General features: G+C 31.3%; 12 protein-coding genes. 6 read left to right on the plus strand and 6 right to left on the minus strand.

Annotated features, from left to right (window positions below; genetic code table 11):
* The first annotated feature begins 25 nt into the window (after positions 1–25).
* The 4 genes from thrC (at position 26) to C7447_RS07795 (ending at position 5,299) form a co-directional block, all read left to right on the plus strand.
* Complete coding sequence (thrC, locus tag C7447_RS07780) at positions 26–1,309, plus strand: threonine synthase (protein ID WP_148869945.1); 1,284 nt, start codon at positions 26–28, stop codon at positions 1,307–1,309.
* Between the two features lie 90 nt (positions 1,310–1,399).
* Positions 1,400–1,930: a hypothetical protein gene (locus C7447_RS07785; RefSeq protein WP_148869946.1), complete on the plus strand. Its 531-nt coding sequence runs from the start codon at positions 1,400–1,402 to the stop codon at positions 1,928–1,930.
* A gap of 84 nt (positions 1,931–2,014) precedes the next feature.
* Positions 2,015–3,565: an SDR family NAD(P)-dependent oxidoreductase gene (locus tag C7447_RS07790; protein WP_394343757.1), complete on the plus strand. Its 1,551-nt coding sequence runs from the start codon at positions 2,015–2,017 to the stop codon at positions 3,563–3,565.
* Positions 3,566–3,727: 162 nt separating this feature from the next.
* Positions 3,728–5,299, plus strand: coding sequence for a phospholipase D-like domain-containing protein (locus tag C7447_RS07795; RefSeq protein ID WP_148869947.1), 1,572 nt, complete (start codon positions 3,728–3,730; stop codon positions 5,297–5,299).
* Between the two features lie 211 nt (positions 5,300–5,510).
* Here the strand turns inward: C7447_RS07795 and C7447_RS07800 are convergent, their stop codons facing one another.
* Positions 5,511–5,951 (minus strand): hypothetical protein, encoded by a 441-nt coding sequence (locus C7447_RS07800; protein WP_148869948.1) that lies wholly within the window; start codon positions 5,949–5,951, stop codon positions 5,511–5,513.
* A gap of 129 nt (positions 5,952–6,080) precedes the next feature.
* On the opposite strand from C7447_RS07800, the gene C7447_RS07805 reads away from it, so the two are divergent.
* Entirely contained in the window at positions 6,081–8,381 is a 2,301-nt protein-coding gene (locus C7447_RS07805) for a type IA DNA topoisomerase (RefSeq protein WP_148869949.1), read from the plus strand.
* Here the strand turns inward: C7447_RS07805 and C7447_RS07810 are convergent.
* On the minus strand, positions 8,374–9,051 hold the full coding sequence (locus C7447_RS07810) for a TrmH family RNA methyltransferase (RefSeq protein ID WP_148869950.1): 678 nt from the start codon (positions 9,049–9,051) through the stop codon (positions 8,374–8,376). The genes C7447_RS07805 and C7447_RS07810 overlap by 8 nt on opposite strands.
* Positions 9,052–9,121: 70 nt before the next feature.
* Between C7447_RS07810 and C7447_RS07815 the strand changes: the two genes are divergently transcribed.
* Positions 9,122–9,802, plus strand: a complete 681-nt coding sequence (locus C7447_RS07815; RefSeq protein ID WP_148869951.1) for an SIR2 family NAD-dependent protein deacylase — start codon at positions 9,122–9,124, stop codon at positions 9,800–9,802.
* A 3-nt stretch (positions 9,803–9,805) separates the two neighbouring features.
* Here the strand turns inward: C7447_RS07815 and C7447_RS07820 are convergent, their stop codons facing one another.
* From C7447_RS07820 to C7447_RS07835, 4 genes are all read right to left on the minus strand, one after another.
* Positions 9,806–10,186 (minus strand): hypothetical protein, encoded by a 381-nt coding sequence (locus tag C7447_RS07820; protein ID WP_148869952.1) that lies wholly within the window; start codon positions 10,184–10,186, stop codon positions 9,806–9,808.
* 62 nt (positions 10,187–10,248) lie between these two features.
* Positions 10,249–10,716: a DUF6495 family protein gene (locus C7447_RS07825; protein ID WP_148869953.1), complete on the minus strand. Its 468-nt coding sequence runs from the start codon at positions 10,714–10,716 to the stop codon at positions 10,249–10,251.
* Between the two features lie 15 nt (positions 10,717–10,731).
* Complete coding sequence (gene argE, locus C7447_RS07830; protein WP_148869954.1) at positions 10,732–11,880, minus strand: acetylornithine deacetylase; 1,149 nt, start codon at positions 11,878–11,880, stop codon at positions 10,732–10,734.
* A 12-nt stretch (positions 11,881–11,892) separates the two neighbouring features.
* Complete coding sequence (locus C7447_RS07835) at positions 11,893–12,567, minus strand: peptidoglycan DD-metalloendopeptidase family protein (protein WP_148869955.1); 675 nt, start codon at positions 12,565–12,567, stop codon at positions 11,893–11,895.
* Between the last annotated feature and the right edge of the window lie 15 nt (positions 12,568–12,582).

The raw sequence follows: 12,582 nt of genomic DNA on the forward strand, positions 1-12,582 counted from the left end.
TCTAAAACACAATATCCAACAAACTATGAACTATTTCAGTCTCAATCATAAAGCGCCAAATGTTTCTTTCAAAGAAGCTGTTATTAACGGATTAGCCCCAGACAAAGGATTATATTTTCCTGAAAACATCACTCCTCTTTCAAAAGAATTTATTGAAAATATTAGTGAATATTCTAATGAAGAAATTGCGTATGAAACCATTAAACAATTTGTGGGAGAAGAAATCCCAACGAATGTTCTAAAACAAATCATCAAAGAAACGTTAGCGTTTGATTTCCCAATAATACCTATTGAAAAAAACATCGGAGCTTTAGAATTATTTCATGGACCAACAATGGCTTTTAAAGATGTCGGAGCCCGTTTTATGGCACGTTGTTTAGGATATTTCAATAAAAATAACAATCAACAACTTACCGTTTTAGTCGCTACTTCTGGTGATACAGGTGGTGCTGTAGCCAATGGGTTTTTAGGGGTAAAAGGTGTTGATGTCGTTATTTTATATCCTAGTGGAAAAGTGAGCGATATTCAAGAAAAACAATTAACAACACTCGGGCAAAACATTACTGCTTTAGAAGTAGATGGAGTTTTTGATGATTGCCAAGACATGGTGAAAACTGCTTTTTTAGATGGCGAAATTAAACGCTCCCTAACATCTGCAAACTCGATTAATATTGCACGTTGGCTACCACAAATGTTCTATTTCTTCTTTGCTTATAAACAATTACATAAACAACATAAAAACCTCGTTTTTTCAGTACCAAGTGGAAACTTTGGGAATATTTGTGCAGGAATAATGGCACAAAAGCTAGGTTTACCTATTAAACATTTTGTGGCTGCCACGAATGTAAACGATACCGTTCCTAATTTTATGAATGATGGAAACTACACACCAAAACCATCTAAACCTACCATTTCTAACGCGATGGATGTTGGAAATCCAAGTAACTTTATCCGGATTCAAGAATTATTCAACAATGATTATAAGGCTTTAAAATCGGCTTTTTCATCGTATTCTTTTTCTGATGATGAAACAAGAGATGCTATGAAATTGATATATAAAAAGGCTAACTATATTGCCGATCCTCATGGAGCTGTTGGATATCTAGGATTAAAAGAATATAACTTACAAAACGACCAATATGGTGTTTTCTTAGAAACGGCACATCCTGTAAAATTTTTAGATATTGTAGAAGATACTTTATCTGTAAAAGTGGATATTCCTTCTCAAATTAAATCAATAATAGATAAAGAAAAAAAATCAACAAAAATTAAAACTTACGAGGAATTAAAATATTTTTTGAATAACTAATTTTACTATACTTTTATTTTGACCATTAATTCTTTTTCGATTAGATTCGTTGTTAAAAACTAATTAACTATAACGTTATTAATAGTAAAAATGACAAAAAAAATTACCGGTTCTATCATAAAAGGCTTATTAATTGGTGCAGTATATTTAACTCTAGCTATTAAAATTGTTTTTCTATCTCCACAAGAAGTCCCTGCATTTAAAGATTTAAAAAAAATTGAAATTGATAGTGATAGCATTTACTATGTAAAAAGTAAAAAAAAGAATGATGCCTACACTAAAATTACGGGAACATTTAACGGTAAAGAACTAAGAAGTATAGAGTTAGGTACTAAACGATGTCAAGAAATATTTGGTATTACCTCTACATTTATACGTATTAGAAAAAAACCTGATAGCTACACATTATACCTTGAAGAAGATAAGCAAAGAATATTTGGTAGTGGGTATTTAATATACCAAATAGAGGTTAATAAAGAAGTGTTATTACCTTATGAAGAAACATCAAATCTATATTTAAAAAGTAGAAAGAAATTCTTTTATATTGCTGTTGCTTTTTTATTATTTATCGCTGCTATCTTATTTCTTAATTTATATAAAGCTATCAAAGCTAAAAAATAATCGATTAAATATCTTTATAAAACAAATTCTATACTGAAACATACAGTCACTTTAATCATTACATTTACCGCATAATTTTATTTTATGATGCAAGAGGATAAAGATTTATCAAATACGATAAATCAAGAAGAAATTGACACCTGTATTACAGTACTCAATAAATTATTAAACAATACAGATCAAATATTTGATCTTACAGAAGAAAAACGAATCGCCTTAATGGCAGCGGCAGGAAAACTGTCTCGTCCTAACCGAGATGAGTTTGTAAAGCGTAAAAAGAGTGCTGAAAAAGCTGCAAAAAGAAAAATGATTGAGCGAGATAAGCATGCTCGAAAAGAAACGGGAATTCGTAGCGCTAGAGAAGCCGCCATATTTATTGCGCCAAAACTATTAGCGATTCCTAAACAAGAAGACACTCCCGAGTTAGAATCTCCAAGAAACTGTTATGTTTGTAAAACGGTGTACACAAAATTGCATCACTTTTACGACACTATGTGTACTGATTGTGGTGATTATAATTATGCTAAGCGTTTTCAAACGGCAGATTTAACGAATCAAGTTGCTGTAGTTACTGGTTCTAGGTTAAAGATTGGCTATCATATTACCTTAATACTGTTACGTGCTGGTGCAACTGTGGTTGCTACGACTAGATTTCCGGTAGATTCTGCTTTACGTTTTTCTAAAGAAGAAGATTTTGCACAGTGGGGACACCGATTAAAAATACACGGTCTCGATTTAAGACATATACCCAGTGTAGAAATTTTCTGTAATTTTATTGAACAACAATATGACAGACTCGATATTTTAATTAATAATGCCGCACAAACAGTAAGAAGACCTTCCGGATTCTTTAAACATTTAATGGAAAAAGAAGAAGTTCCGTTCGATACTTTACCTCGCTTTGCTAAAGAATTACTAAAAGATCATTACAATTGCATTCAAGAGTTAGAAGATTTATCTATAAAAGCATCAGACGATAAAAATAATGCATTAGCAGTTACTTGGCATGGAAAAGAACCAGGAATTGGACTTAGAGCTTCTGCAAAACTATCTCAAATACCGTATAGTTTTGACAATTCTTTAAAAGCGGAAGAAGTTTTTCCTGAAGGCCAATTAGATGCCGATTTACAACAAGTAGACTTACGAAAAACAAATAGCTGGCGTTTAAAATTAGGAGAAATAGAAACACCTGAAATGATTGAAGTACAATTGGTAAATGCCATTGCGCCTTTTGTGTTGTGTAATCGTCTTTCTAAATTAATGAGAAAAGAAAATACAGGTATGAAGCATATTATTAACGTATCGGCTATGGAAGGTAAATTTCACAGGTTTCATAAAGAAGCTCGTCATCCGCACACCAATATGGCAAAAGCTGCTTTAAATATGTTAACGCATACTTCTGCAGGTGAATTTGCTAAAGATGGGGTTTTTATGAATGCTGTGGATACAGGTTGGGTTACCGATGAAGATCCTGCTGAATTGGCAAAGAAAAAAGTAGAAGTACACGATTTTCAACCACCGTTAGATATTGTAGATGGAGCTGCACGCGTTTTAGACCCACTAATAGATGGTATAAATACTGGTAAACATTGGTGTGGTAAATTCTTAAAAGATTACCAACCTATAGATTGGTAGTCTTTTGAATAAGAACATTTAGTTTGATTCTTAATATATTTTTATTGAACTTCGCTATTCGGTGAATATCCACAATTAAAACAGATGGATATTCTTTCACCAGTTGTGGTGTATAGTTCAGGACTAGACATATTTTAGGACGAGACATATAACAAAAATGAAATGAGAGTAGAATTTTTAGGACACGGACTTCATACAGACCATACAAATACCGTTGGACACTATATGATTGATTCCTTAAAAAATGAAGACTACTACTCTTTTGTTGGATTCTCTGCGTTTACGAAAATGTCAGGAATTAACCGAATTAAAAAAGAACTACTACAAGCTTCTAAAAAATTTAAGTCATTAAAGTTCTACCTTGGAATTGTACCAAAAGGAACTTCGAGAGAAGCTCTTCAGTTTTTAATCGATAACAATATTGACACTTGGATTTTCTGTACAAAAGACCAAATAATGTTTCACCCTAAAATTTATTTTTTTCAAGGCAAGCACAATTATCGATTTATAACAGGTTCGTCTAACTTGACAAGTTTTGGATTGTTTGACAATATAGAAGCATCAACTTTATTCGAATTTTCAAAAAACAATCAACAAGGGAAAAAATTAGTTAGACAATTTGAAGAATATTTCGAACCAATTCTTAACGGAGAAGATAAAAACGTTCAAAAATTGACAACGGAAGTGCTTGTTGACTTAGAACAATCAGGATTTATTTGGCCTGAATCAAAAACAAATGCTGAATATGAATTTGTAAAGTCTAATAAAAAGGCTTTTGCTAAAAGAAAGAAACTAAAATTCGACAAAAATTCTTTAGGCAAAATTGAATCAAAGCCAGCTTCATACAATAATGACTCAGATTATATTCCTGCAATAACTCAAGAATATTTGAACTCTTGGCCTGATTTCTTTGAATTATTTAAAGAGTTTAAAAAAGAAAATCTTGATAAAGGAGAAAAATATAGTGTTACAGTACCAAGTGACTACAAAAACCCTTCTCTTTACAATTGGTACCTAAAACAAAAGATTTATTATAAGAACAAAATATTACCAGAAGACCACGAAGAACAACTAAAAAGAGAACATTTTTACTTTGGTGATGCTCATAAATTATGGCAAGAATGGAAAGATGATACTAAATTAAAATTATTACAAGAAGCAGTTGATGAAGGAGAAAATATAGGGTTAAGCCAACGATATGAATATAAAGGAGTACGACTTGGAACTTGGATTCAAGGTGTGAAAAAAGCTAATAAATCCGGTAAAAAATTAGACGTGATGGAAAAGATAAATGAAATTCTTGATTTATCTTCAAAAAGTAGAACACCTCTTGACACAGCTACAAGATTTATAAATGACCTTTTAGAAAGAGAAAATCCGAATAAAGCGAACTTCCAAAATAGGTTTAATAGTGCTTTAAGAGATAGAATTGACGAACTTCCTGACGAAATACAACAAGACATAGTTGACGTTTGGTTTCTAGTTTTTGAAGAAGAGCGTCCACTAGGTCGTATAAGAACAAGACAAAAAGACCGAACTGACGAATGGAAAGCTTTTCGTTACAACAAGTCGCTTAATCCAGAAGAAATATGGTTTTCAACCTATTCAATAATGGGCGATTTATATAGTTGGGTCAGGCAAAAAAGAGAAGTTAAGTCTAGAATGGATTTAGTAAAAAAGAATTTTAACGAAAAAGAAAAAAGTGAATTACGAAGAGAAGGCTTTCCGATTTAGAAAATACGCACCACAACACCTTATATAATTTATTGCTAGTTCTAGCCTACTTCTGAAAAATACTCTTGAATTTTCAGTTTGGTGCGTACTTGCAAAGTTAACTGCTTAAACCACGCCACTAATCATACACAAAACCGATAGCGAAACACTTAAAAAATATCATAAAAAAAGCCGAGATTAAATCTCGACTTTTTAATATTTAAAACACAAATTATTTTTTAAATAAATTTGTTACGTCTTCTGCTGTTAACAATCTAGAAACTCTCATTTTATCAGTATTTTCTTCATTTTCATATTGTTGAATTTGTAAAAATACTTGTCCATCGTCTCTTGTATATTTAAGCCAAACGATATCTCCATTTGCCTTCATTTTTAAAGGATCTCTTGGTACTTCTTCAAAACCGTTCATAAAAATAGTATATAACTTATCTATGTCATTATCTATATTGTTAAACGAAAAGTTCTCATATTCATGTCCTACAGAATTCATGTTTTTATAAAAAAAGTTATATAGATTATCTCCAACTTTTTCTAAATAAACATAGCTGATTCTACTTACAACTTCAGATTTATTTGTGTCAATTAATTCAATCTGAGAAAAAGAAGATGTAGCTACTAGCAGCAAAAAGGTAATTGTAAAAATGTTTTTCATAAAATTTCATTTATAGGGATTAATATTTTGGTCAATGTACTTCAAAATATAATAAGTACAAATAAATAACGTATTAAAAAATAAATATTGTACACATTTTACTATTTTCGAACGTTCAAATAATAATAAATGAAAGTATGTATCGCAGAGAAACCAAGTGTTGCACGAGAAATCGCTAACATTCTGGGAGCCAGCACTAAACGAGATGGGTATTTCGAAGGAAATGGCTATGCGGTTACGTATACTTTTGGTCATTTATGTGCGCTTCTCGAACCTAAAGACTACAAACCGCATTGGAAAAGTTGGGATTTAAACAATTTACCCATGCTTCCTGAAAAATTCGGAACCAAAGTAACAGGCGATTCAGGTATTCAGAAACAGTTTAATATTGTAAAAGGTTTGTTCGAAAAGGCAGATGTTGTTATTAACTGTGGGGATGCGGGCCAAGAAGGAGAACTCATACAACGCTGGGTAATTAACCAAGCAGGATATACAGGTAAAGTACAACGTTTATGGATTTCTTCTTTAACAGAAGAAGCGATTAAAGAAGGTTTTGATAATTTAAAATCTAACGAAGACTACGATAATTTGTTTTATGCTGGTTATTCTCGTGCTATTGGAGATTGGTTATTGGGTTTAAATGCGACACGTTTGTATACTGTAAAATTTGGTGGATATAAACAAGTTTTATCCATAGGGCGTGTGCAAACACCAACTTTGGCAATGTTGGTAGATCGTTATAAAGAAATTCAAAATTTTAAACCAGAGCCTTATTGGGAATTACAAACAACCTATAGAGAAACGAATTTTAACTGTGAAGAAGGGCGTTTTTTAAAAAAAGAAGAAGGACAAGCTTTTGCCGATAAAGTTAAAGAAAGTGATTTCGAAATTACTTCGGTCACCAAAAAGAAAGGAAAGGAATATGCACCTAAGCTCTTTGATTTAACTGGTTTACAAGTATATTGTAACAATAAATTTGGTTTTTCAGCAGATGAAACTTTAAAAATCGTTCAGAAGTTATACGAAATGAAAGTTGTTACATACCCGAGGGTTGATACTACTTTCTTACCAAATGATGTATATCCTAAAGTACCGTCAATTTTACAAAAACTAACGAATTACAGTGAACTAACACAACCTCTATTAGGAAAAAAAATAAGAAAATCTACTTCAGTTTTTAACGATAAAAAAGTTACCGATCACCACGCTATTATTCCAACCGGAATTCAAACCAACTTACAATATAATCAGCAACAAGTGTACGATATTATTACACGCCGATTTATTGCTGTTTTTTATCCAGATAGCGCTATTTCGAACACTGCTGTTATTGGAAAAGCAGATGAAGTTTCATTTAAAACCACCGGAAAAGAAATTATTACTAAAGGTTGGCGTGTTGTTTTTGAATTTGGAGACGATACCAAAAAAACTTCCGAACAAAACGTGTTACCTACGTTTGTAAAAGGAGAAAAAGGTCCACATGAACCTAGTTTTTTAGAAAAAGAAACCAAACCACCTCGTAATTATACAGAAGCTTCACTCCTACGCGCTATGGAAACAGCAGGAAAACAAGTGGATGATGATGAAATGCGTGAATTAATGAAAGAAAACGGAATCGGTCGTCCGTCTACACGCGCAAGTATTATAGAAACCTTGTTCCGAAGAAAATATATTGAGCGTCAGAAAAAATTAGTAATTCCTACACAAACAGGAATTGATTTGATTGATTTAATTGACAATGAACTCTTAAAATCTGCTGAATTAACAGGACTTTGGGAAAAACAATTAAAAGAAATTGAGCGGGGTGAATTTAATGCAGGAACCTTTATTAATAACATGAAAAAAATGGTAGATGAACTGGTATATGAAGTTCGTTCGAGTTCTAAAACCAAACGAATTTCTCACGAAACTCATCAGAAAAAAACATTAGAAAAAAAGAAAAAAACAGCCACTAAAAAAACGTTAATTGGTAAAGAATGTCCGAAATGTAAAAACGGACAATTATTAAAAGGTTCCTCTGCCTATGGATGTTCTGCTTACAAAAATGGATGTGATTTTACACTTGCCTTTGAATTTTTAGGGAAAAAAATATCAGAAAATCAATTAATAAGGTTACTCGATAAAGGTTGTACAACCAATTTAAAAGGTTTTAAGCTAAACGATACTAAAGTTGATGGTTTGGTTCGCTTTGATGAAAATTTTGCTTTAAAACTTGAAGAAAAGAAATCAAAAGTGAAAGAAGAAGTTCCTGACACTATCCTCTGCCCTAAATGTAAAAAAGGAACTGTTTTAAAAGGAAAATCGGCTTACGGGTGTTCTGAATATAAAAACGGTTGTAGTTTTGTGTATTCTTTTGAAGACATCAAGAAAAATGCCAATGGAAAACCGTTGACAAAAGAGTTAGTTTATAAAATATTGACTTCTAACTAGGTCTTTTAGTGCTATGGAAATACTCTACTATTTCATCTACATTTTTAATTGTAGTTTTTACCCATTTAAAATATAGTGCTTCTTTTTCTTCTTCTGATAATTGCCAAGTAATATCTGTTTTACGTAATCGAGACGTTACATCTTGTAAAATAATAGCTGCTGCTACTGAAATATTTAAACTTTCAGTAAAACCGACCATCGGTATTTTTAAAAATCCATCTGCCTGTTCCTTTACGTAGTCCGAAATCCCTTCTTTCTCTACTCCAAACACAAATGCCGATTTCTTAGTTACATCAAAGTCTGCTAACATACACGAATCGTTATGTGGTGTGGTTCCTATAATTTGATAGCCTTTACTTTTTAAATCTTTTACACATGTTTTTGTATTATTTGTATCTTGTTTAAATCGGTTAATAGTTAACCATTTTTGACTTCCTTTAGCTACATGACGAGATACTCTATTTGTATACATATTTTCGATAGTATTCACATCTTGCACCCCAAAAACATCACAGGTCCTTATAACTGCACTTGCATTATGTTCTTGATAAATATCTTCTAAAACTACGGTGAAATGGCGTGTTCTTTCGTCTAAAACTTTACGAAACAAATCCTTTCTTTTCTCTGTCAAATACCCTTCTAAATAAGTTAACAATCCTTTATCTATCATAAATTACCTTCTTAATGAGCACGAATTTATTAATTTTACAGAACATGTAGTAATCATACTTTTTAAATAGATGAAAAAATTAGTGGTTTTAACAGGAGCTGGGATTAGTGCAGAAAGCGGAATTAATACTTTTAGAGATGCTGACGGATTGTGGGAAGGGCACGATGTTATGCAAGTGGCTTCTCCTCAAGGCTTTTATGCTAATCCGAAGTTAGTATTAGATTTTTACAATCAACGAAGAAAACAACTACTTGAAGTAGAACCCAATAAAGCGCATCAAAATTTAGCACTTTTAGAAAATCATTTTCATGTAGAAATTATTACTCAAAATGTTGATGATTTACACGAACGTGCAAAAAGTAGTAATGTAATTCACTTGCACGGTGAATTATTAAAAGCGAGAAGTACCAGAGATAGAAATTTAGTGTATAATTGGGAAAAAGATATTTTTTTAGGTGATTTGGCTGAAGATAATACGCAATTACGTCCACATATTGTTTGGTTTGGAGAAGAGGTACCTATGTTAGACAGAGCTATTGAAATTACAGAAAAAGCTGATGTTTTGGTAATTATAGGAACTTCTATGCAAGTGTATCCTGCCGCTAGTTTAATTAACTTTGTACAACAAAATACTCCTATTTATTTTATCGATCCAAAACCTTCAGTAAATAAAAACGCCTTCAATAATTTAACGATTATTGAAGACGTTGCGAGTTTTGGAACAGATAGATTACTAGAATATCTGTTATAGATATTATTTTATATACGTTACCATTAAAGTATCGTCTGAATTAAGATTATCGACAGCTTCAACAACTAATTTATCAGCAGAAATTTCAATGACTCTTTTGTAAACAGTTTCATCACCAGAAATTTTTATGCTCTTTTCTTCCGCTAAGTACTCCCAATTAGAAGCAGTAACATCTCCATATAGCCCTTCTTCTACTTTTCCATCAGCATGAAAAACGATCCATTCATCATTTTTGTTTGAAGTCATTTCTGGTTCTTGACCACTTTCTTGTGTAGATTCTACAAACCATTTACCAGAAGTTAAAATACTTTTAACTTCTTGGGTTTCATTTTTTGTAAATGAAGATAATACAATTGCGCAAAGAATAATTATAAATTTTTTCATATTAAGGGGATAATTTTAAACCAAAAATAATCAAAATTTATTTAATCCTAAAAATTTTAAAACTAACTTATTAACCTTTTAAAAAACTCAAACAATTCTCCCTTCGAAATGGAACTTCCTTTCTCTATTAAATCAAAAATTTCTAAATTTCTTTCTTGTGAATAACTTTTTTTTCCTTCTAATAATTCTACAGATTCATCTAAAGGATTTTTAAGTAGCCACTCGAAGCCTTCTTGCTCTAAAACATTAATATCTTTAGTTATATTAATAACTATTCGTTCTATTTGTTCTGCTTCGCATTTAAATAAATTAACTGTAACTGGTGAAAAGTGTTCTAAATACTCTGTCTTAGTAAGAACATCGTCCCAAACTACATCCGAAAACACATTCATTTCATCTTCTGCTATTTGTGGTTTTTGTTCTTTTAATTCTTTCCATTCTTTTGCATCAATACTTTGTGATGCTAAAAAACGTGCAAATTCTTCATGTAGGCCTTCAAATTGTTCTTTTGTGAGCTGTCTATATTTCATGAAACAAAAATACTTTTAAACACTCAATTTATAAACTATTTTATCAATCATTTCAACTCCTAAATTCAATTGTTCTATAGAAATATATTCATTTGCTCTATGTGCTTGTGTTATAGAACCTGGACCACAAATAATACTTTCTAAACCCGCTTCTGCAAACTGACCTGCTTCTGTAGCATAAGAAACATAACTTACATTTGAGCTTCCATTAACATCAAAAATAAAATCAACAATAGAAGCATTTTTACTTGTTTCTAAGCACGGTACTGGCGGATGTAATTTTGTACTTTTAATTTTAAATGTTGGAAATAATTGCTGTTTTTCTCTTTCCAATTCTCTACAATAATCTTCAAATTCTGATAAAATAGTAGTTGTTTCATTTTGTGGAATAGAACGAATTTCCCACTCTAAAATAACTTTATTAGCAACAACATTAGTCGCAATTCCTCCATTAAATTTACCTACATGTATAGTTGAATGTGGTGGAGAGAAATGTTGGTTTGTCGTAGAATTTGCTAAAATTTTCATTTTGTTTTCTAGCCACATAACGAGTCGAGCACTTTCGTGTATTGCACTTACTTCTTTATTAATTCCACTACTATGACCTTCGCTTCCATTAATTTCTGTTAAAATATCTAAAATCCCTTTTTGCCCAATTATAGGTTGCATCATTGATGGCTCTCCAATAATCGCGTATTTTGGTTTCTCTGAATAATAATTTTTAATGTGTGCCACTAATTCTGGTGCAGAGATACATCCTATCTCTTCATCATAAGAAAAAGCAAAGTAAATAGGTTTTTTAAGATCTGTTGCCACCATTTTTGGTAAAACGGATAAAAAACAGGCTAAAAAACCCTTCATATCACAAGCTCCCCTTCCATAAAGTTTTTTATCTTTTTCTACTAACTCAAACGGATTTGTATTCCAAGGTTGTCCTTTCACAGGAACGACATCTGTATGACCCGATAAAATAATACCGCCATCAACTGAGGGACCAATTCTACAATGCAACGAAGCCTGTGTTTTATCTTTACTATAGACATAAACTGTATCTATTCCGTAACTTTTTATATAATCGCTAATCCAATCTATAATAGGTAAGTTAGATTCTTTACTAAGTATATTAAAACTAACTAATTTTGCTAATATTTCTTTTGCAGTCATTGTAAATCCTTCTTAATTTATTTTTAATAAAGTTAATGGATTTGGGCAATTCTTTTGGTAAAATTCTACATCTTTTTTAGCACAAACTCCAGGATAATCTCCCACGTAATTTTCTATATTATTTATCAATTGAAAATGTAAATGTGGTGCATAATCTCCATTAACAGAATTATCTCCTAACGCTCCTATTATTTGACCTTTATGTACTTTATCTCCTTCTTTTACATGTTGAATTGAAGCTAAAGAAAGATGCCCATATAAAGAATAAAATACTTTATTTTTAATTGTATGTTCCAGAATAATAGTTGGGCCATAATCTCCAAAATTTATATTATTTTTAAAGCTATGTATTTTACCATCTAACACTGCTAAAACAGACGTTCCTGCACTGCACCACAAATCGATTCCTAAGTGTATATTTCTTTGATTTTCTACTTTTTGTTTAGAAAAATGCTCGCTTCTATTATAAATATCTCTTTTTTCTAAATAACCACCGTAAGCGACTTTCGCATTGTTCTTTAATAAATAATTATCAATATAATTTTGCCACTCCTTCGAAGAGGAAATATTAAAATTCAATTCTTTATTTTCCGAAGAAATAGATATGGGTATATATTTCTCTAATAATATTGAAGCATCAATAACTTTTAAAGGCTCTTCTGAAATAGATTTTAAAAAATTTTCCATCTTATAAAAATAAAA

The sequence above is a fragment of the Tenacibaculum adriaticum genome, from assembly GCF_008124875.1.
Classification (GTDB): Bacteria; Bacteroidota; Bacteroidia; order Flavobacteriales; family Flavobacteriaceae; genus Polaribacter; species Polaribacter adriaticus.